This window comes from Idiomarina sp. A28L (assembly GCF_000218785.1).
Lineage (GTDB): Bacteria > Pseudomonadota > Gammaproteobacteria > Enterobacterales > Alteromonadaceae > Aliidiomarina.
On the sequence record NZ_AFPO01000013.1, the window covers coordinates 1 to 21,024 of the forward strand.

Sequence of the window (21,024 nt, forward strand, 5' to 3'; positions counted from 1 at the left end):
CCCCAGCTTGCGGTGGTTTAGTGCTGCACATTGTTAGGCTTGGATATGTGCATATAAAGCTCAAGTAATGATTTAAGTTTTAATCATTGCCTGTAAACATCTACCGTGTTGATCTTCCATGATTCCCCCTTGAGGAATCCAGCCTCGCTTTATGAGATCGTTAACCTCTTTGATTAATCCTGCATATGTAACTGTTTTCACGAGTGTATATTCCATTAATTATCTCCTTCGAGGTTGTTATTAGACAAGAAGCCTAACGCCGTGCTCAACGGCAGTTTGCGATACAAAATACAACGAGATAAATTTGGAAGCCACAAGCAACGCAAAACCCAAAAATAGAGAAACATTTCTCACTAAAAAATAGAATTGATAGCGACCACCTAATTTGCCTAACCCTTGCGTAGATTTGGTTACAAACTCTTTCAAAATTTCTTGATGCTCTTTGGTTTCAGCCTGGATAATTTCGCTGCCCGAATTTAGATCAATATTTCTATAAGGCATATTAATGATCTTATTTACGACATCAAGACGTTCTTGGGCTTGAGTTTTCCGATAGTCTGTTGATTGAATTGTAATTTCACTTTCCAGCCGAAGAATGCCAAAAAAAATAGACACCAAGAGACAGGTCAAAGCCGCAAGCTCAAATGAATTTTGTGATAATGACAACGCTCCCGGCGTAAAATTTGAGCCGAGATATGCAAATAATGCACTGCTTAAGCCTACGATAAAATAATCATATTTCTGCTGTGTTTGCTTAACACTTTTCCATGCCTCCAAGCTTAAATTTGACATGTTGCTCCTCTCGCATAACGCCCGGCTCTGCGGCTTGTGAAAGTAGAGGCGAAGCCAGAGCCTTTACAAGTCCGACAGCAGTCGCTTATTACGTGTTTTTTATAGGTCGTTATATACAACATTTAATATCTGCTCCGCTAATGACCTAGTATTTTCAAGTGGATCACCACCAATTTCATGCATTGGAGTATTGAGGGAATTTATGATTGAAGTAACCCGCGCCTCAACATCTGGTGAAATATTACCGTTATTCTTCAAGGCTTCGATGCATGGGGATAGGTCACTTAACGTAGACTTTCCAAGCTCGACTAACGCCTTCTTAAATCGAAACCGAATCTCACTTTCTAAAAACGGCCGTAAACTTGTTCTAATATTGATATGCGTCTCGCGATCTACAAATGCTTTAATCGTATCAAATGCAATATCATGATCTGAAGCAATCATGTCCGCGATACCTACTTCGTTTATCGAGCATGTTTGCTCGCCATGTACTAAGTTAATTGCTTTAGCACAGTGCCTAAATTTTTTTGCTGTTTTAGTAGCCATCCCTTTATAGTGAGTTGTGACGATGAGCTGCTTAACGGTCCTATGCAGTTCATCAAGCTTTATTAGAATAAGCTCGATACGCTCGTTATCAAAACTTGTTACTGGATCATCCAGCACTAATATAGCTTTAGCCCGTTCTTCGGCCGAAAGAGACATTACCTTAGCTAAAAATATACAAAGTGCTAGTGCCCTGCGATCTGACTCACTAAAAACGGTATTAATTTTATCAGCAGGGATATCCTCACCTTTAAACTTAACCCTAAGGTCATAGATAACTTGTCTGCCACGATTGTTAGGCACTTTAAGAATCTCAAAGTTACTTGAACCAAGCTGACGGAACAGATCATTTATCAAATTAAAGTATGTATCTAGATACGTTGTTTGTGATTGTTCTAGGCTCTGCTTTTGTGCTCTGTAATTAGCATCTAAGTCATTAATCTTTACTAGTTTCTGCCTATATTGAACACAAAGTGGTTCTAATGCGATCCTCTGTAGAGCCAGGTCAGCTTGGTTTTTCTGATGTGTAATTGCTGTCAATTGACTATTCAGCTGTGCTTCGTTAAGCGAGCTTTTATACGCATTGAAGATTGCATTGATTTGTTCTGCAACTACCCAATAATCATAAACAGCTTGGTTGTATGCTCCTGCGGCGAAAGTCAGCGCATCAAAGCCGACGAGTTCAGCTGGCTCATATGGTGTAGCAAACTTTTGCTCAAGTCTCGGAGTCCAGAATTCCGTAGCTCGCTGGCTATTTACAATTACGGCATCAAAAGAAGAGATAATGGCCTCATGCTTTTGTTCTAAAGAGGCAGCTAAAGGAGCAAGTTCTTGATTAGCCGTGATTTGAGGCTCCACATACAACTGAAACACCTGTTTATTGACTTGATGCTGTTGAAAAAGGCTCTCGCGAGTATCAGGGATACTAAATGGTTGGCGAAGGTTGTTTAAGCTTTGTCTTGTTTGATTGTTAAATCTATCAAATTCAGCATTGAATGCCTGCTGGTATGCAGCAATGAGACCTTGAGCATCAGCATTTAAAGTCTGCCCGCAGAAAGGACAATCATCTTTAATTTGAGCGACGCCCTGACTAGCCCAGCCTTTGAAAGCTGCTGAGTTGTTCACGTGGTTGGTCATATGATTTTGTAATGACATCAAAGAACCTTGGTGAACATTTTGAAGATTAGAAGCTAGTACAGTATTTATCGAATCACATACTTTGGAAAAGTTGACCTGTGTACCTACGGCACTTAAAACATTACGTCGCTTGATTTGGTCGATGTTCTGAATAGTCGTTTTGATTTGCTGGATTGTAGCATCGTGTGCAGCCACGCTTTCTTCCAACTGTTCTTTAGACTCAGTAGGCAACGCGGAATTAACATATATAGAAACATCACCAACTGCGTAAGGATTAAATTGGTCTTCAATACGGGATAGAAGCCTTTTTTCTTCTCTAAGATTGTTATTCATTTCCGCTAAGGCAGCGAACAAAGCTGTGTTACTCTCGCCAAGAATAAAACTCGTCATACTCTCAGAATTTGGTCGCTCTTGCTTCTGACCAGTAATTACATTTCGATGTATAAAGCTATGATCAAAAACATATAACCTTGAGCACTCAGGAGCTTTTACTTGCCATTGGGAGTTTTCAAATTTTGACGTGACATTTCCTGCACCAGTACCAAACATTAATTCAACTTTCTGTGGTTTGTCCGGGTAATTTGGTATGCTTTGGCGATTCAATATGTAAGCAGGACTATCTTCGGCCAATGAGTGTAAGACGTCGCACAAAGTACTTTTACCATACCTATTCTCACCATATATCACAGTCACGTCTGTCAATTCTATACCGCTGGCCCTAGTTTGCGTGAAATTACCTACACCTTGAACAAGCTTAATTCTTTTTAACACCTAAACTTAATCCTTATACTAATTACTGAGACCAGAAATTTGATTTATCTATAAGCGATCAAACAATAATAATCTGACTGATACACAGTGATGACAAGCTCCTGAGACACGTAACGCCGTGCTCTGGGGCAAACCGAAGCGTCGCGAAGGTTTGTCCCTAGCAGCACATTGCTAGGCGCCATCTTTTGACTCTCTTCTAGCTTGTCTTCTTATCTTTGCCATTTCCAGTCGTTGAGGCTCAGTGTAGAGTCTTTCTAGTAGCATGTAAGTGAAATCAAGAATATCGGCTGCATCTTCCTCAGAGAGATTACCCGTATGTGCTCCATCATTTCCGTCTTCTTTTATACACGTAGAAAGGTCTTGTAGGGCTGCCGGTAATATATTCTTCTCAAACAACCATTCAAGCCTCAATCCCAAACTGCGGCGGATACGATTATTCAGCCCATTCTCATTTTCTACTGGCAACATTGAACTTGTTGCTAGATCTATACAAAGTCTGAACATGGTAGCCCCCGCATTGTGACAACCAATTGCCATGCAAGCGGCACCTTCAATAAATATGGAATTAATATTTTCTGGAAGATGCTCAGGTGGTTGCTCCGCGATCTCATCTTTCTGTGAAACATGCCCTTTGACAATTGCAACTTGATTTACAGAAGAATCTAACTCAGGCAATGATTTCTTTCGCAAGTAATCACAGTCGTCATAGCTTTTTTGCTGCAAAACAAAAATGGTAGATCTAAAGCAGTTTCTACAGATACAGAATGCTTCCCAATTCTTTTGCCAGCCATGATGTTCCACCGTCGGTAAAACTTGAACAAGATCAAATGTCATCTGCTGTGATTTGCACCTAGGACAATTTGCAACTAACTCTGACATCTATCAGATCTCCATTTCGCCTAACGCCTTGCTCACCGGAAAATGATGAGCGCCAGCGAGTTATTTTTCCGGGGCAGTAACTTGTTATTGTAGTTGCCCCCGCTAAAGCTTACCCTCAAGTTTCTCCCGCTTCTTCCGCAGTTTTTCTCTTGCCTTACCAAGATCACCCAATTTTACTAGCGAGCGGAAATACGATAAGCATATTGCGGCAGCCGCACCCCACATGGCGACCGAAAAGAACCTTATGTTCTCAGCCAAAATTTGTGGCAAGGGAATTATCGCCACTGCCTGCAACGCAGCTCCTGAGGAAAACACTAAAAATAGAGCGAATGATAAGCTCCGGAATGCAGACCTAAGTAATTCAACATTTCCCCTGCTTATCTTTTCTAAGAACTTTTCCTCATAATCAAGCTCTGCAATTCTTTGACGTATCTTCTTCTCTCTGCCTCGTACGTAGTAGAAAAAAATCAGGCTTCCAAAAAAAGATGTAATTATGGCGATGATGAGTGTAACGATTGAGACCTGAGTATCCATCAACTATATCCTTTCAATCTTCGCAGCCTACTGCATAACGTCGCATTCAGCGGTTTATCCGCTACAATGCTTTGTTAATTTATTATTACTCGGTATCAATCACTATTCTTAATTGTTCGAACACAGTTCTGAAGTTCTCAAACGATTGTGGTGCCTGATTAGTTACCCAGATTGAAAATTGAGTTTTAGTGCTTTTTTTTACTTTTCTAGCAAGATATTCACTTCCCTCTGGTAACTGGTTTGCGTATAGCTCACTCACATTGATAGTGGTAGGAAGCTCAGGGTCATTTGCTTTCGCTATTCGATCTTCAAGCTCAATTACCCTCTCATCTATTGCTTGACTCACAACTTCCGCTGGGAACATAAATTCAATGGGTACAGGTAGATTGATATCATGACCTAGATTATTTTTTATATCCTCCTCAATTATATGCAGTTCCTCAGGTAGCGGTAGCAGGCCAGCATATAACATTCGTTCTGAAGATACTTCAAAAAACTCAGTGCCCTCTAAATGCCTATTGGAGGAGAATTCCTTCATTTGTTTTCTGCCTTCCTGATCCCTATCAAATAATCCAATAACAGCGTGAGAGAACTCTTTTGACAGTACTTTCGCAGACTTAAGATACGGTGGGATATTACTAGCTCCACCGGCATGTAAGAACTCGCAAAAAGGCTCAGCTCCTGGGTAAAGCTTACGGAATGCCTCCTCCATAATTGTTTTATCAGTAACACCTTCAACAATCACATGAGGAATTGCATGTTGTACCAGCTCTGCATCTAGTCTACTTACCGTAGCCTTTAAGGTTCGTACCTGTTCATATGCTTCTCTTGCCCTACCAGCAACCAATGCCGCGACACCGAGCTTACGATCTAATATATCTTCTGAAGATACTTTTTCAGCATGTGTTTCGTTCCCGCTCTGCGTTGGGTTTTGAAATACATACCATTTAGAAATGTGATCTCCAGACAAATCATAAAACGCTGGAGAGTGGGTTGTAAGGAAAATTTGGTTATCTTCACAAAACTCTTCCTTGAACTGTTGCGCAAGCTCAAATGCCGGACCAAGCTCTAAAGATGTTTCTGGCTCTTCATAAGCCCATATATGATGCTTGTTTGTGTGCTTAGCGATGAAGTCAAGAATATAGGGGATATGCCTACTTTGTATGCCGTCCCCTCGCTTTTGAAGAGGGATACTGTGTTCACCATACCCAGTTGAGAAATCCAATGCATTGAATAGTATTCGCAGATTTGTTGGAGGTTGTATGCTACTTTCTATACCTACCCCTTCCTTTATTCTATCGCTCATATCCTGAGTACTATCATTCAAAGTATTCATTAAGTCATCTGTTGAGGTAATCAACCCCGCCTTCTCATCCTCAAGTAAGGCGTCATGGAGCAGAGATAAGTAGTGACTAAATATATCTCGACCACGAACAGCGGGAACATAATGAAAAGATATTTTATTCAAGAACCTAGCAATAGCGGTCGAAGGTAAGCTTTTAGGGTATGTCACCTCTGGTTCAGTGGCATAGCGGTTCCAAACCTTTTTTATGACAAACTCATTTGGAAGCGATTTCCAATTTAAAAAATTATAAAAATGAACCTTGATCCATATGGTTGCTCGCCCCTTTGCATCTCGTGCCTCTTGCTCTCTCTTTCTCGTGAGGTCGTCTGAAAAGTAATAATCCTGGCCTAGCTCCGTCTTGTTGTTAAAGAATAGATTAAGAGACTTTAAGATGTTTGACTTCCCACTGTCATTTCCACCAATCAAAATATTAAGATCATCAATATCTTTTAAGTCTATTGAATACGCGGATCTAAAATATCGGACTTCAACTTTTTTAATTATTTTCATAAATTAACTTTAGATATGAACCTAGAATTTTGAGCATTCACCCAAGTGATTTAACATTTTAATAATAAGAGCGCCGTATATCCCAATCCATCGAGTATTTACAATAATCGACAAACCGTGGGTTCTTATAATCTCAACTAACAATCTCTCTAGCTCTTTATTTCCAAAAAAGCTCCAGAGTTAACGTGCGAAATTTGGCTCGGAGCCAAATTAGAAAACAAGAATGGTTTCAACGAAAACGAATCTGAGGAAGGCTCTTCCCTGAGGAGACAACGTGAGCAGGCTCATGTTCAGTTACTTTTGCAACTGTGTTCGCTTCGCCATAATCCATCGGCGTGCGTTATTTCTTATTTAATTAACTTATACGATTGTAAAGAGCTAAACAAGCAAAAATGGCAATGTCCAGAATGAGGGCATCCGAATCAGGATTGGTCGAAAAACCTAAGGGGAGGATTTCGCAATATAGATTGCTATATGGCGCATAGAAAAAGAGCTCTCTTTTCACAAAGAGAGCTCTTTTTGTTAGCTGTTACACACTTTAAACAGCCTATTCCTGATAAGCCGATAACGGTGGGCAGCTGCAAACTAAGTTGCGATCGCCATATACATCATCAATGCGGTTTACGCTTGGCCAGAATTTGTGATCGCGCAGCCATGTTTTCGGGAAGCATGCTTCTTCGCGAGTGTATGGGTGCTCCCAATCGCCTACTACATCGGCCAAGGTGTGCGGTGCGTTCACTAGCGGGTTGTTATCCGCTGGCCATTCGCCTGCCGCTACTTTCTCAATTTCAGCTTTAATCGCGAGCATGGCATCGCAGAAGCGGTCCATTTCTGCTTTTGATTCTGATTCCGTAGGCTCAATCATTAGCGTTCCGGCTACTGGGAAGCTCATGGTTGGCGAGTGGAACCCGTAATCTTGCAGGCGCTTAGCAATATCAATTTCCGCGATACCGGTTTCTTCTTTCAACGGGCGTAAATCGATAATACATTCGTGCGCTACGCGATCGTTTCGGCCGGTATACAAAATTGGAAAATGTTCACCCAAACGTTTGGCCATGTAGTTAGCGTTCAAAATCGCAACTTCTGTGGCTTCACGCAAGCCGGCGCTGCCCATCATGGCAATGTACATCCATGAGATAGGTAGAATGCTGGCACTTCCGTAAGGTGCGGCAGAAACCGCGCCATTGCCTTTCGCTAAACCGTTGCCATCGCTTAACACGTGGCCCGGTAAAAATGGCGCTAAGTGGCTTTTCACACCGATAGGGCCCATGCCCGGGCCGCCGCCGCCGTGCGGAATACAGAAGGTTTTATGCAAGTTTAGGTGAGAAACATCAGAGCCAATATAGCCTGGCGATGTAACCCCAACTTGCGCGTTCATGTTGGCGCCGTCCATGTAAACTTGACCACCGAATTCATGCACGATATCGCAAATTTCACGAATTTGTTCTTCGTATACGCCGTGAGTAGAAGGGTAAGTAACCATTGCACAGCTTAGGTTATCGGCTACTTCTGCAGCTTTCGCACGCAAATCAGCGATATCTACGTTACCTTTTTTATCACAGGCTACTACCACTACTTTCATGCTCGCCATTTGTGCTGAAGCTGGGTTGGTTCCGTGTGCGGATTCTGGAATCAAGCAAACGTTACGGTGCGCTTCGCCACGGCTTGCGTGGTAACGATGAATAGCTAACAAACCAGCATACTCACCTTGAGCACCCGAGTTTGGTTGCATCGAAAGGTTATCGTAGCCAGTGATATCAATTAACCAATCAGAAAGGGTTTCCAGCATTTCTGCATAGCCCTGCGCCTGATCTAATGGGCAGAACGGGTGCAAACCACCAAACTCTGGCCACGTAACTGGAATCATTTCAGCGGTAGCATTCAACTTCATGGTGCACGAACCCAACGAGATCATGCTGTGGTTCAACGCTAAATCTTTACCTTCAAGCTGGCGAATATAGCGCAGCATTTCAGTTTCTGAATGATATTGGTTAAATACTTCGTGGGTTAGGAACTTACTTTCGCGCTTGAGTTTAGCTGGAATAGAAGCGCCTTTATCGGCACAAGCGGCATCTAAATGATCAACATCTAAACCATGGCCTTCGCCCAAAATTACATTGAACAAGGTATCGATATCAGCACGGTTTTTCGCTTCATCTAAGCTAATACCAAGGAAACCTGGACGATCGGTGCGGAAGTTAACTTCGGCAGCTGTTGCGCGCTCTAAAATAGCGTTGCGCACATCACCGCTAGCCTTAATGGTAATGGTATCGAACCAAGTTGAGTTTACCGGTGTAAACCCTTTTTCGGTTAAGCCTGCGGCCAAGATATCGGTTAAACGGTGAATGCGGCCAGCAATGTTCTTCAAGCCTTCAGGGCCATGATAAACCGCATAGAACGATGCGATATTGGCTAACAGCACCTGTGCGGTACAAATATTCGACGTCGCTTTCTCGCGGCGAATATGTTGTTCACGGGTTTGCATGGCCATGCGCAGAGCCGTTTTACCGCGTGAATCTTTTGATACACCGATAATACGGCCTGGTAACGCACGTTTGAATTTTTCACGGGTTGTAAAGAATGCGGCGTGTGGGCCGCCGTAGCCCATAGGTACACCAAAGCGTTGCGCTGAACCGAACACCATATCAGCGCCCATTTCACCCGGTGATTTACATGCAATTAAGCTCATTAAATCGGTAGCTACTGCCACTAAACCTTTGTTGGCTTGTACCGCGGCAATTACTTCGGTTAAATCTAAAAGCTCACCGTTTTCGGCTGGGCTTTGTAGCAATGCACCAAACACATCGTAGTTCGCCGCTTCGTGCCACGCGCCTTGCACGATTTCAAAGCCGAACATTTCTGCCCGCGCTTTTACTACATCAACGGTTTGTGGAAACACGTTATCGGCAATAAAGAACACGTTAGATTTTGATTTACTAACGCGCTGCGCCATAGCCATAGCTTCTGCAGCTGCGGTGGCTTCATCTAGCAACGAGGCACTGGCCATTTCCATACCAGTTAAATCAATAGTTACCTGCTGGAAGTTCAAAATCGCCTGTAAACGGCCTTGCGCAATTTCTGGTTGATAAGGTGTATAAGCAGTGTACCAACCCGGATTTTCTAAAACATTGCGCAGAATCACATTCGGCAACAAAGTATCGTAGTAGCCCATACCAATGTAGCTAGAAAATACCTTGTTTTTCTTTGCTATTTTGCGCAATCGTGCAAGGGCATCACGCTCTGTCATGGCGCCGCCAACCTGTAAAAATGGTTCGCGCAAAATTGAGCCTGGCACTGTTTGTGAGGTCATTTCTTCAAGGCTTTTGGCCCCTACAAGCGCCAGCATATCTTGCTGTTCTTGGGCATCTGGGCCGATGTGGCGGGAAACAAATTCTTCGTGATTTTCTAGCTGGGTTAGCGTTTTACTGCTCATTTGCCTGATCCTGGTTTACTGTAATTATCGCTACAGTGTTTAAGAAATTACGGGCGTTAATATTTTTCTTCCTATTTCAGGGGCAGTTAGCGATGCATAGCGCTTAACCTGCACATTTAATTTCCTGAAATAATAAGAAAGCCCCAGCAATCTGCTAGGGCTTATCGTGCTTAAAGGCTTATTCTTCTTCGATAGAAGCAGAGTAGCTTTCTGCATCAAGTAAGCTTTCTAACTCACTTTCATCATCAGCTTTAATCTTGAACAACCAGCCATCGCCATACGGGTCGCTGTTTACCAATTCCGGAGAATCTTCCAATTCTTCGTTAACTGATAAAATTTCACCGGCGATAGGGGCATAGATATCAGAAGCGGCTTTTACCGATTCAGCAACGGCTACATCATCGCCGGCTGATACGTTATCACCTACTTCAGGTAGCTCAACAAATACCATATCGCCTAATAGTTCCTGAGCGTGCTCAGTAATACCTACGGTGTACACGCCATCGCCTTCATTGCGAATCCATTCGTGTGAGGATGCATACTTTAATTCGTTTGGTACATTGCTCATGATTTAACCCTTACCTAGGCCTATGCAGGCACTGTGTTGTTATTAATTGAATCAATTTTAGAACGCTTGCCAACCAAATGGTTAGCTAACCGCTTTGCCGTTACGAACGAAAGACGGCTTCACAACCTTTACTGTAACTAGTTTTTTGCGCATTTCCACCTGAGCAGTTTCGCCAACAGGTTGTGGTACTCGCGCCATGGCTACACTGTAACCTAAAGTTGGTGAGAAAGTACCGGAAGTAATCACGCCTTCGCCACCTTCAACTATTACCTTCAAGCCTGCACGCAGCACGCCTTTTTCTTCCATAACCAAACCAACCAGCTTTTCAGTGCCCGCTGCTTTTTGTGCTTCTAACGCGGTACGGCCAACAAAATCACGATCGCTAGGTTCAAACGCTACCGACCAAGCCATATTGGCCGCCAATGGAGATACGGTTTCATCCATATCTTGGCCATATAAATTCATGCCGGCTTCTAAGCGCAAGGTATCGCGCGCACCTAAACCACATGGCTTCACGCCTGCAGCTACTAATTTTTCCCACACAGTGCCCACGATATCATTTGGAATAATAATTTCGTAGCCTGCTTCACCGGTATAGCCGGTAGTGGCTACAAACAAATCATCGAGCTGCAAACCCACAAATGGCTTCAGTTCGCTAACTTGCGCGTGCTGCTCGGCGTTCATTAATACCGCAACTTTCTCTTTCGCTGCTGGCCCTTGCACCGCTATCATCGCAAATTCAGTACGTTCGGTAATGGCTACATCAAACTCGCCGCTTTGCGTTTCAAGCCACGCCATATCTTTATCGCGTGTAGCCGAGTTCACTACTAAGCGATATGAATCTTCGTTAAAGAAATACACAATTAAATCATCAATTACGCCGCCATCGTTATTCAACATAGCGCTGTAAAGCGCTTTGCCTGGCGTTTGTAATTTTGCTACATCGTTCGCTAATAAATGGCGCAAGTATGGCTTCGCATCGCGGCCGGTAACATCCACAATAGTCATGTGCGATACATCGAACATGCCAACATCGCGGCGAACTGCATGGTGCTCTTCAATCTGAGAGCCGTAGTTCAACGGCATATCCCAACCATGAAAATCAACCATTTTTGCGCCAGCGGCCAAATGATTCGGGTAAAGCGGAGTACGTTTTGTCGCAGTTAATGCCATAAGTTGCGCTCACTTCTCTGTAGTTTTTTTGTGCAATCAGAATGGGCATCATTATAGAAGCCAAGTGCCCTAGCAACAAATTAAAAACGACAATAACACTATTTATAAAACTTATACTTTAGCTCGTGAAATTGATATTATTAATACTGTTGGCTGCCAATAGAATGCTTTGAGCCTCTTGGCAGAGTGAATTATTAATGCACAAACAGCTAGAGTATGCCGCAATGAACAGCTTATCGTTAGAAAGCCTACGCTCATTTATCACTGTTACCGATTTGCAAAGCTACACCCAAGCCGGCGAGCGGCTGGGCCGTTCGCAACCCGCAATCAGCTTACAAATAAAACGGCTGGAAGAGCGCATCGATCATGCGGTATTTGAACGCCAAGGCAATAAGCTGAAGCTTACACCGGCAGGGCAAGATCTTTACCAAGGTGCCCGACAGTTACTAGCGATGCACGATCAATTACTAGCGCGTTTTGCCAAGGCACCTATTTCAGGCCAGGTTCGTTTGGGTATTCCAAGTGAGTTTGCTACGGCATTGTTGCCGCGAATTCTTGGCCAATTCGCCAGTAGCTACCCGCAAATCACACTTGAGGTTACTTCTGCGCTAAGCCGAGAGCTGCGCTTAGGCGCCAGCCGTGGCCAATTTGATATTATTCTCACGGTTGCCGAACAAGCCCCGGAAGATTCCGTGAAGGTAAAAGAAGATGAATTGGTTTGGGTTGCTGGCCGCCCTGAATTTCAGTGGCACGGCGCAGTGCCTTTGGTATTGGCCGCCGAGGGCTGTATCTATCGGCGCCGCGCATTACAAACCTTAAAGAGCGCCGGCAGTGCTTGCCGAATTGCCTATACCAATAGTGATTTAACCGGCATTAGCAGCGCACTGAAAAGCGATTTGGGTATCACAGTTCTTGCTCGCAGTTCGCTGCCTAATGATTTAATTGAAATGAAAGGCGCTGAGCTACTACCGCAATTACCACCCCTTGGCACCGTAGGTATTTACCTAGAGCGCCATGGTTCGCGTAAAAACGATGCCGCGGAGCATTTATTGGAATATCTGCACGATTACTTGAACCCAGCTTAAGCTAATTCATTGGCCTGGCGGAGGAAAAAATCTTTCACTGGGTTGCTCTGATTCACCAAACTTAACCCCAACGAACGCCCCATTTTTAAAATTGGGTTGTTGCCGGTAAAGAGCTGATGAAAGCCTTCCATGGTTGCAATATGGCGAACTGCAGCGGCTTTTCTGGCCCGCTCGTAGCCGCGTAATGCGCGCTTTAATTCGGTGTTATCCCATTGGCCATTCAATGTACCCAGAGTGTTTAACTGTTTCGCCAGATAAAAGGCATCGCCAAACCCCAAGTTTGCGCCTTGCCCGGCCAAAGGGTGAATGGTGTGTGCCGCATCGCCTACTAACACTTGCCGGCCATGCACCCATTCTTGGGCGTATTGCATTATTAACGGAAAGCTCGCGCGCTCGCTCACCGGTTTCAGTAACCCAATACAGTTGTTGCTCGCTACAGTGAGTTGCTGGCTGAATTCTTCCTCGGATAACGCGCACATTGCCGCGGCTTCAACGCTGGGCAAGCTCCAAACAATAGAGCTCTGATGAGGGTTCGCCATTGGTAACAAAGCTAATGGGCCTCCGGCGAGAAACACTTGCCGCGCAATGCCTTGGTGCGGTTCACTCGATTCAATCGTAGCTACCAAACCCTGTTGTTCATAATCACGGTGAATAACCGGCGTGCCTACTTCTTCGCGTAATTGTGAACGAGCCCCATCGGCGGCAACCAGAAGCTGCGCCAAAATCACATTGCCGTTATCTAATTCAACGCTAACATCGCTCTCATGGTATTCGGGCTTGCTAATACCAACGCCAGCAAGCAACTCAACACCCACACTTTTCGCCTGTTGCCAAAGCGCCGCCACCAATACTTGGTTTTCTAATATGGTACCAAGCGCCTGCAAATCCGCTTGCGCTGCTGTGAATTCTATTTTTCCGAAGCTATCATGTTCCCAAACCGACATGCCCTGATATGCCGCTATTCGATCGTTCGGTAACCGTTCCCAAGCGCCAAGCTCAGTGAGCCACTTTTGCGCACCGGCGTTAATGGCACTTACCCGCAAACTTGTTTGTTCTGGAATTTTTTCGGGGTGCTCATTGCGTTCCACCACCACAACACTTCGGCCCGCCTTTGCCAAAGCAATAGCAAGCGCGAGGCCAACCATACCGCCACCTACAATTAGAACCTGCGTGCGTTGTAATGCCATTCGAACTCCAAAAAAATAGTGATCACAGGGTAAGTACGCTTTACCACAACGAGCGAAAGCCCATGGCCTTGCGCATTAATGGCTTTTTCAGCCCCGAGCATGCTCTTAGCGCATACAAACCTTTACTACGTAGATTTCGCCAAAGTGGCTCTTGATTAGAAAACACCGCTACCAAGCCATGGGTTAAGCCAACAATTTCTGCGTAATCACGTTCGCGCAATGCTTGATAGCGATTAAGGCCTTCTGCGGCACCAAAATCATTCGCTTTTATATTCGCAGCCAAATCAAGAATATCACGTACGCCTAGGTTGTAGCCTTGGCCTGCCACTGGGTGCAAAGTATGGCAGGCATTACCCAGCACTACCGCCCGATAGCCAATAAACCGCTCTGCCATAGCCAACTGCAATGGGAACGTTGCCTGATAATCTACCTCAGCTATACGCCCAGGCGCCGCACCAAAAATATCCTGTACTGCACGCACTTGCGCTGCGGCATTCGCCGTTTGTAGTTGCTGTGCGTTCTCTGGGTGCATACACCACACTAAGGCGGCTTCTTGGGTACCTTGCGGTAACAATGCTGCTGGGCCTTCAGCGGTAAAGCGCTCATAAGCCCAATTTTGATGTTGCTTGGCAAATCGCACCTTGGCCGCCACGGCAACCTGCGGGTATGTTTGTTGCTGCATCGCAATACCGAGCTTCGCCCGCGTTGCTGAATTTGAGCCCTCAGCCACGATCACCAATTTTGCTGCTATTTGCTGCTCATCGCTCAAACCAAGCACCAATGCCGAGTTTTCAGCGTTAATACTGGCTACCTGCACACCTTGCAAATGTTCGAATGCGGCTTCTGCACAACGGTTTGATAATTCCTGCTGAAGCGCACCCGCCATAGCTACATAACCGAGTGCTGGAAGGCCTTCTTTGCTTGCATGCATGGTTGTGGTGCCAGGGCTGTTGGCATCTGAAACATGAATATGCTGAATGGCTGGGCTCTTTAATAAATCGCCCTGCCATACCCCGTGTTCGGCTAACACTTGTTGGGTTCTTAGCGCCAACGCCAAACCACGCGGATCTTGCTGCGCTAAGCCTTGTTGCTGGTCTAGCAATACAATTTTTGCGCTCGGAAACTTTCGTTGTAACACTAACGCCGTTAAACAACCGGTTAAGCCGCCTCCGGCAATCGCAATATCAACGTTGCGCCGCATGGCTATGCTCCTGCTGCCGGCGCGCTTGCGCCATCAACGCTTCTATTCCTTCAATACTCTTGGGCACGCCTGCGGTAAGGTTTTCGTGGCCTTGTGCGTTTATCAGTAAATCATCTTCAATACGCACACCAATACCGCGGTATTGCTCAGGAACCCGCGTATCATCAGGCGCAAAATATAAGCCCGGCTCAACCGTTAATACCATTCCCGCGGCCAATTTCACTGGTTTATCGCCTTTTTGATAAAGGCCTACATCGTGCACATCAAGGCCTAACCAATGGCTTAAACCATGAATAAAAAACTGCCGACAACTTAATTTATCGATATGTTCGCGCACGGTGCCACTCAATATTCCTAGCTTTACCAAGCCCGCTGTAAGCACTTCAATGCAAGCTTCTTGCGCTTTTACAATCGTAGAGCCCGGCTGTAAATGTTCAAACGCTGCCGCTTGCGAAGCTAACACTAACTCGTAAATTTCTCGCTGAGGTTTTGTGAACTTACCATTCACAGGAAAAGTGCGGGTAATATCGCCAGCGTAACCGGCATATTCAGCACCAGCATCAATTAAAATTAAATCGCCATCGGCTAATACATCAGTGTTTGCGGTGTAATGCAAAATGCAGGCGTTCGCCCCGCCGCCACAAATGCTCTCATAGGCAAAGCCACTAGCGCCACGCATGGTAAATTCATGCTGTAATTCTGCCGCCACTTGATATTCGTAAACACCCGGTTGCACAAAACCCAGCGCGCGGCGGTGCCCAGCTACACTTATTTCTGCTGCATGGCGCATCACTGCTTGTTCTGCTGGTGATTTAATTAATCGCTGCTGATGTAGTTGCGGGCGTGGATCATGCAAGCGATCTGGGGCAATTTTACTGCGCTTGGGTGCATTGCGAAGCTCGCTAAGCATGCTCCGTAAGCTTTGTTCAAATACCGGGAATTGATCAAACGCCACATATAAATCGCTATGGCCATTAATCAAACTTGGCAGCTGAGTAGCCAAAGTGCTGGTATCGTAACAAGCCGAAACACCACTTTGTACCTTTGCCAGTTCTGTGCCTAATCGGCGGCCATGCCACACTTCTTCATGAGCATCTTTTGGCAACACAAACAATATTTCGCTGGTTTCTAAATCTGGCGCTAATACCAGCACCGCATCGGGCTCGGTGATGCCAGTTAGATAAAAGAAATCACTATCTTGGCGAAATGAGAAGTGCGTATCGCGGCTGCGAATCACTTCACTGCTGGCAGGAAATATTGCAATACTTCCTGCTACCATCGATTTCATAAAAGCAGCGCGGCGCGCCTGCAATTCAGATACAGCTATCATAATGCTCTCAATGCAATGTTGAATTACTTGGAACCGCTGGCGCAGGTGTTGAGCCTAGCTCGTTAAAACACATAATGGCCGTAATTCGCACGTATTCGCTTACTTCGTAGTAAGCACGCTCATCTTCTTCATCAGTAGCTACATCGGAAGATAAGCGGGCAATTTCTGCCAAATCTTGTATCGCTTCTTTAAGATCATCGGAAGCTTTGGCTAAGTTTTGCTGATGGATACCAAAACCAACCAAAAAACATTGCGCCCATTCAGTAAGTGCCGTTAAACGTTCAGCAAGTGGCTCATCATCACTGGGTAATATTAGTTGGAAATCTAAATCATGGCTGGCCAAATCACTAGCGGTTTGCTGTTGTAACACTTCCAGGGTGTTAATCATTGCATCACTGAATTTGTGGCCTTCATTAGCAAGATCAGCCATTGCCGCCAACCATTCTCGCTCTTTCGCAGGCGCGCTGCTGGCTATCAACCCCGTAAGCATTCCATGTATTTCGGCCGCACTTAGAATAATATCCTCTTCCTGCAATTGCCGATTTAACTGTTCAAACGTTTGTGCTGAAGTTTCACTCATAAAGAACCCGCATGTTTTGCTAAATATATGCTTATGCTACCACTGCAATAACCTTGCAGCCAGAAAAGCTGTGTTAATCCCGTTGCAAGTTGCGAGCGGGATAGTTATGCTTCGCGCTATAGGAAACAGGTAATCGCTAAACCGCATTGAGCTAGAAGGAAACTCGCATGGGTAGTAATGTTGTGGATATTAAAATCCTCGATCGTAATTATCGAGTGATGTGCCCAGATGGGCAAGAAACAGCTTTGCGCGATGCTGCTCGCCAGCTTGATGAGCGCATGGTAGATACGCGCACCTCAACTAAGCTAACCAACATGGAACAGATTGCCATCATGGCGGCACTGAACTTATGCCATGAATGGATTCAAGAAAAAGCGGTTGAAACGAAAAAGATAGCCGCGCTTGAAGATAAGATTGGCTTGTTGCAAGCCACCATTGAAAAAGCGATTGGTAATCCGAAAGCTGCCGCAGCTGAAATAAAAGCCATTGAAACTGCGGCAAAACCTGATTCAGAATAGTTTATACTTAGTTAGTTAACACAAATATAGAATACAAAATCAATGTTCTCTGGGGTGTTTGCCAGCATGTGCATGTCCCTGAGCCGATACCGTTAGACCAGGGTCCTGTCGAGCTACCAGTGCGCAAGCCCACCATGCAGTGGGAAGCCTGCGGTAGTTTGTTCAGCACCCGCCTTGAACCTTTGGGTTCAAGGGCTACCACGATGCAGCGGCACCTTGGAGAACACCCTATTCTTGCTCTTCGGCCTTAGCTTGCCGAACCATTTCCCGAACATTCGCCAACATTGCTTGCGCATCATAAAGCACGCCATCGCGCATGGTATAAAGCACACCTTGGCTACGAGTTGCTTCATTCTCACTGTTGAGCATGTAGTGCCCCGTTCCATACAACACTTTGAAATTACGCAATGGGTTCTCTTTTACAATCACCAAATCAGCTTTTTTACCCGGAATAACACTACCAATTTCATCTTCCAAGCCTAACGCTTCAGCACCCGAAAGCGTTGCCGCCCGAATTACTTCTAATGGGTTAAAGCCAGCTTCGCGCAATAATTCTAGTTCTTGCACATAGCCAAAACCATAAATCTTGTAGATATAACCCGCATCGGAACCCGTGGTTACCCGGCCACCATGATTTTTAAAATCATTCAAAAAGGCCATCCACAAACGATAATTTTCACGCCACGCAATTTCATCATCGGTTGTCCAATCAAACCAATATGAACCGTGAGCATATCGGCTCGGAGTAAAAAAGCGTTCCAGCGTAGGCAAGGTATAATCCGCGTGCCATTCAGCATTGCGCTGGGCACTGGCATTGCGGCTCGCTTCATAAATAGTAAGGGTTGGATTAATAGTAAAATCCATTTCTATCAACGTATCGCGAACATAGTTCCAGCGTTCACTGCCCGGTTTTGCGGCTTGTGCCCACAAACGCCCTGCTTCACTGAAACGATCTTGCTCATTTTGATAATTGTAATCGGCAGAGTAATCTTGAATCACCCGATCGGTAAACAATGCTTCCGGTAAGCCATACCAATGTTCCATACTAGTTAAGCCCATGGCGGCAGAATCAAGCACATTGGTGCGCACTACATTTAGCTGAGCATGGTGCATCATAGTGCCGAGCCCTAATGAATTCGCTGTTTGAATAGCCGCTGCAATTACCCGTGGTGGTGCGCCAAAAAACTTCACGCCTTGCGCACCTTTCTCGGCCGCTTGCTCAACCCAAGCCGTGGCTTGCTCGGCAGAAATAATCGGCTCACTCGAGCCCATACCAAATCCAGCATAAGGAATAACTCTCGGGGCTACAATTTCATGAGCCGCCGCTTTACGAGCTTCTTCCACTGTCCATTCTAAGCCACGAAAACTTCCCGGCTCACGCACTGTAGTAATGCCATGGGCAAGCCACAGCTGATAAACATACTCAGGGGGAATATTCGGTGCTGAACCGCCGGTATGGCCATGCATATCAACAAAACCGGGCAACACGTAATGGCCACTAATATCTATTTCGCGATCACCGGGCCGCGCTTCTGGGCGGCGGTTTTCCAAAATCGGTACTCCGGGATAACCCACCACATCAACACGAACTATTCTATCGCCTTCGATCACGATATCTACCGGCCCTACCGGTGGTGCGCCTTCACCATTTACTAGCGTGCCACCGCGCAAAATTATGCGCTGGAATGGCCCTTCGCTCACAGATTCCTCTGCGTACACAGGCGTGCTATTAATGCTGAAAGCAACCACAACAAGCGCAAAGCTCATTGCAAAAACCGACATAATCCGTGAAGTACTCATGGGGAAACCTTGTATTTGAATGTTATATTGTGGTTATTATCTGAATTCAAGCGAGCTTAGTTTCGCAAGCTCTGTGATGGCTGTAAAGCAGCAACCGATAACTGTGCGTATAAATCGGTTCTATGGCATCTTCACCTTAATACTAACGCGGCCGCGGCACGGGCTACAGAAACCAAGCTAAATTCAACTAAACATGAGTAGAACTGTGAGTAAGAACTTAATCAGTACACCACCCACAATGAGCCGACAGCAATTACGCCACCATTTTCGCCAATGCCGAAATGAGCTTAGCGCCAGTGATAAACGAACTGCGAACCAAAATATTACACAAAAACTTACTCAGTTCATTAGCAAAAACCCCGGTGTGCAAACGGTGGCTGCTTATCTAAGTAACGATGGCGAGCCTGATCTAAGCGCATTTATCGAGGCCATGTGGGCAGCCAATATCCGTGTGGCCTTACCGGTACTTCACCCGGTAGTAGCCGGGCATTTGTTATTTCTCAACTACACTTCACAATCGAAAATGCATCAGAATCAATTTGCTATTGCTGAGCCGAAACTTGCTTGCCAGCAAATAATTCCAATTGCAAAAATCGATTTGATTTGCATGCCTTTGGTTGCCTTTGATTCTCAAGGCAATAGGTTGGGAATGGGTGGTGGTTTTTATGATAGAACCTTAGCGGGCTGCCACCGAAATGCATATCCAAATTTGCAGCTTATGGGTATCGCTCATGATTGCCAACAAGCTACGCAATTGCCAACAGAAAAATGGGATATTCCGCTAGCTCATGTAATAACGCCCAGCAAACATTGGCAATTTTCAACGCACAGCGCTTTTAGCACTGACAGCTCAGCTGATTAGCCGTATAATATCTATCCATTCTCGCACGCCGTAACTATTTAACTTAACAGCAAGGATTCCGAGCAATGGCAGAGCCTACCAACCCGCAAGATCGCGCAAAAAAACAAGCCGCTGAAGCAGCCATTGAATTCATCCAACCCGGAATGATTGTTGGCGTTGGCACTGGTTCCACGGTGAATTACTTTATTGATGCCCTCGCTAATATTAAGCAGGAAATTGAAGGCGCAGTGAGCAGTTCTGAGGCGTCAACTCAGCGTTTAAAAAGCCATGGCATTCCGGTTTATGATTTAAATGGCGCCGGCGCTATTCAAGTATATGTTGATGGTGCCGATGAAATTACCCCACAACTACATATGATTAAAGGGGGTGGCGGCGCGCTTACTCGTGAAAAAATTGTAGCCGCTGTTGCTGAAACCTTTATCTGCATTACCGACGATTCCAAACAAGTAAAGGTGTTAGGTGATTTTCCCCTGCCCGTTGAAGTGATTCCGATGGCGCGCTCTTACGTTGCCCGCGAAATCGTAAAGCTGGGCGGCGATCCGGTTTATCGAGATGGTGTGGTAACCGATAACGGTAACGTTATTCTCGATGTTTATAATCTGCATATCGATAACCCTATAGAACTTGAAGGCAAACTCAATCAAATTACCGGGGTAGTAACCAACGGGTTGTTCGCAGCCCGCGGCGCCGATATTGCGCTAATAAGTAATGGCGATACGCTAACAACACTGCGCAAAGAGAATGATTAGCGGCGATAACTAATTTCTGGATAAGGA

Annotated in this window: 17 protein-coding genes and 1 other RNA gene; 5 read left to right on the plus strand and 13 right to left on the minus strand. The window is 45.3% G+C overall.

All coding sequences use genetic code 11. From position 1 onward, the window contains the following. Positions 1-240 precede the first annotated feature (240 nt). The 8 genes from A28LD_RS05930 to gcvT all read right to left on the minus strand — a co-directional run bounded on the left by A28LD_RS05930 (position 241) and on the right by gcvT (position 11,685). On the minus strand, positions 241-792 hold the full coding sequence (locus A28LD_RS05930) for a hypothetical protein (protein WP_007420166.1): 552 nt from the start codon (positions 790-792) through the stop codon (positions 241-243). Positions 793-891: 99 nt separating this feature from the next. After that, positions 892-3,243, minus strand: coding sequence for an AAA family ATPase (locus A28LD_RS05935; protein WP_007420167.1), 2,352 nt, complete (start codon positions 3,241-3,243; stop codon positions 892-894). 171 nt (positions 3,244-3,414) lie between these two features. Further along, positions 3,415-4,122: a DUF4145 domain-containing protein gene (locus A28LD_RS05940; RefSeq protein WP_007420168.1), complete on the minus strand. Its 708-nt coding sequence runs from the start codon at positions 4,120-4,122 to the stop codon at positions 3,415-3,417. Between the two features lie 102 nt (positions 4,123-4,224). Then, positions 4,225-4,656 (minus strand): hypothetical protein, encoded by a 432-nt coding sequence (locus tag A28LD_RS05945; protein WP_007420169.1) that lies wholly within the window; start codon positions 4,654-4,656, stop codon positions 4,225-4,227. An 85-nt stretch (positions 4,657-4,741) separates the two neighbouring features. Then, positions 4,742-6,511 carry an ATP-dependent nuclease gene (locus tag A28LD_RS05950; protein ID WP_007420170.1) on the minus strand — a complete coding sequence of 590 codons (1,770 nt, stop codon included), beginning with the start codon at positions 6,509-6,511 and terminating at the stop codon, positions 4,742-4,744. Positions 6,512-7,058: 547 nt separating this feature from the next. After that, positions 7,059-9,944, minus strand: coding sequence for an aminomethyl-transferring glycine dehydrogenase (gcvP, locus tag A28LD_RS05955; protein ID WP_007420171.1), 2,886 nt, complete (start codon positions 9,942-9,944; stop codon positions 7,059-7,061). A gap of 178 nt (positions 9,945-10,122) precedes the next feature. Next, positions 10,123-10,512, minus strand: a complete 390-nt coding sequence (gene gcvH / locus A28LD_RS05960; protein WP_007420172.1) for a glycine cleavage system protein GcvH — start codon at positions 10,510-10,512, stop codon at positions 10,123-10,125. Positions 10,513-10,593: 81 nt separating this feature from the next. Then, positions 10,594-11,685 (minus strand): glycine cleavage system aminomethyltransferase GcvT, encoded by a 1,092-nt coding sequence (gcvT, locus tag A28LD_RS05965; RefSeq protein ID WP_007420173.1) that lies wholly within the window; start codon positions 11,683-11,685, stop codon positions 10,594-10,596. A gap of 197 nt (positions 11,686-11,882) precedes the next feature. Between gcvT and A28LD_RS05970 the strand changes: the two genes are divergently transcribed. Beyond that, a complete protein-coding gene (locus tag A28LD_RS05970) occupies positions 11,883-12,770 on the plus strand; it encodes a LysR family transcriptional regulator (RefSeq protein WP_007420174.1) in 888 nt (295 codons plus the stop codon). On the opposite strand, the gene A28LD_RS05975 is transcribed toward A28LD_RS05970, so the two are convergent. Genes A28LD_RS05975 through A28LD_RS05990 form a run of 4 tightly spaced genes read right to left on the minus strand, consistent with a single transcriptional unit; the run spans position 12,767 to position 17,068 of the window. Further along, entirely contained in the window at positions 12,767-13,957 is a 1,191-nt protein-coding gene (locus A28LD_RS05975; RefSeq protein WP_007420175.1) for an FAD-dependent oxidoreductase, read from the minus strand. The genes A28LD_RS05970 and A28LD_RS05975 overlap by 4 nt on opposite strands. A gap of 40 nt (positions 13,958-13,997) precedes the next feature. Continuing rightward, on the minus strand, positions 13,998-15,158 hold the full coding sequence (locus tag A28LD_RS05980) for an FAD-dependent monooxygenase (RefSeq protein WP_007420176.1): 1,161 nt from the start codon (positions 15,156-15,158) through the stop codon (positions 13,998-14,000). After that, a complete protein-coding gene (gene pepP, locus A28LD_RS05985; RefSeq protein ID WP_007420177.1) occupies positions 15,142-16,488 on the minus strand; it encodes a Xaa-Pro aminopeptidase in 1,347 nt (448 codons plus the stop codon). Before pepP ends, A28LD_RS05980 begins: the two co-directional genes overlap by 17 nt. 7 nt (positions 16,489-16,495) lie before the next feature. Then, the gene (locus A28LD_RS05990; RefSeq protein ID WP_007420178.1) at positions 16,496-17,068 is read right to left on the minus strand and encodes a UPF0149 family protein; all 573 of its coding nucleotides are present in this window, start codon (positions 17,066-17,068) and stop codon (positions 16,496-16,498) included. A gap of 167 nt (positions 17,069-17,235) precedes the next feature. Here A28LD_RS05990 and A28LD_RS05995 point away from each other — a divergent pair, with 167 nt between their 5' ends. Together A28LD_RS05995 and ssrS are read left to right on the plus strand one after the other, a co-directional pair. Further along, entirely contained in the window at positions 17,236-17,586 is a 351-nt protein-coding gene (locus A28LD_RS05995) for a cell division protein ZapA (protein WP_007420179.1), read from the plus strand. A 43-nt stretch (positions 17,587-17,629) separates the two neighbouring features. Next, a non-coding RNA gene (gene ssrS / locus A28LD_RS12145) (6S RNA) lies at positions 17,630-17,813 on the plus strand. 1 nt (position 17,814) lies between these two features. Here the strand turns inward: ssrS and A28LD_RS06000 are convergent. Continuing rightward, positions 17,815-19,386, minus strand: a complete 1,572-nt coding sequence (locus A28LD_RS06000; RefSeq protein WP_007420180.1) for an amidohydrolase family protein — start codon at positions 19,384-19,386, stop codon at positions 17,815-17,817. Positions 19,387-19,591: 205 nt separating this feature from the next. Between A28LD_RS06000 and A28LD_RS06005 the strand changes: the two genes are divergently transcribed. Further along, on the plus strand, positions 19,592-20,248 hold the full coding sequence (locus A28LD_RS06005; RefSeq protein ID WP_007420181.1) for a 5-formyltetrahydrofolate cyclo-ligase: 657 nt from the start codon (positions 19,592-19,594) through the stop codon (positions 20,246-20,248). A gap of 65 nt (positions 20,249-20,313) precedes the next feature. Beyond that, positions 20,314-20,997, plus strand: coding sequence for a ribose-5-phosphate isomerase RpiA (gene rpiA / locus A28LD_RS06010; RefSeq protein WP_007420182.1), 684 nt, complete (start codon positions 20,314-20,316; stop codon positions 20,995-20,997). Positions 20,998-21,024 lie beyond the last annotated feature (27 nt).

Excerpts from the sequence above, each read along its gene's own strand:
- A28LD_RS05930 (WP_007420166.1), bottom strand. The coding sequence starts at position 792 with ATGTCAAATTTAAGCTTGGAGGCATGGAAAAGTGTTAAGCAAACACAG.
- A28LD_RS05940 (WP_007420168.1), bottom strand. The coding sequence starts at position 4,122 with ATGTCAGAGTTAGTTGCAAATTGTCCTAGGTGCAAATCACAGCAGATG.
- A28LD_RS05945 (WP_007420169.1), bottom strand. The coding sequence starts at position 4,656 with ATGGATACTCAGGTCTCAATCGTTACACTCATCATCGCCATAATTACA.
- A28LD_RS05950 (WP_007420170.1), bottom strand. The coding sequence starts at position 6,511 with ATGAAAATAATTAAAAAAGTTGAAGTCCGATATTTTAGATCCGCGTAT.
- gcvP (WP_007420171.1), bottom strand. The coding sequence starts at position 9,944 with ATGAGCAGTAAAACGCTAACCCAGCTAGAAAATCACGAAGAATTTGTT.
- gcvH (WP_007420172.1), bottom strand. The coding sequence starts at position 10,512 with ATGAGCAATGTACCAAACGAATTAAAGTATGCATCCTCACACGAATGG.
- gcvT (WP_007420173.1), bottom strand. The coding sequence starts at position 11,685 with ATGGCATTAACTGCGACAAAACGTACTCCGCTTTACCCGAATCATTTG.
- A28LD_RS05970 (WP_007420174.1), top strand. The coding sequence starts at position 11,883 with ATGCACAAACAGCTAGAGTATGCCGCAATGAACAGCTTATCGTTAGAA.
- A28LD_RS05975 (WP_007420175.1), bottom strand. The coding sequence starts at position 13,957 with ATGGCATTACAACGCACGCAGGTTCTAATTGTAGGTGGCGGTATGGTT.
- A28LD_RS05980 (WP_007420176.1), bottom strand. The coding sequence starts at position 15,158 with ATGCGGCGCAACGTTGATATTGCGATTGCCGGAGGCGGCTTAACCGGT.
- pepP (WP_007420177.1), bottom strand. The coding sequence starts at position 16,488 with ATGATAGCTGTATCTGAATTGCAGGCGCGCCGCGCTGCTTTTATGAAA.
- A28LD_RS05990 (WP_007420178.1), bottom strand. The coding sequence starts at position 17,068 with ATGAGTGAAACTTCAGCACAAACGTTTGAACAGTTAAATCGGCAATTG.
- A28LD_RS05995 (WP_007420179.1), top strand. The coding sequence starts at position 17,236 with ATGGGTAGTAATGTTGTGGATATTAAAATCCTCGATCGTAATTATCGA.
- A28LD_RS06000 (WP_007420180.1), bottom strand. The coding sequence starts at position 19,386 with ATGAGTACTTCACGGATTATGTCGGTTTTTGCAATGAGCTTTGCGCTT.
- rpiA (WP_007420182.1), top strand. The coding sequence starts at position 20,314 with ATGGCAGAGCCTACCAACCCGCAAGATCGCGCAAAAAAACAAGCCGCT.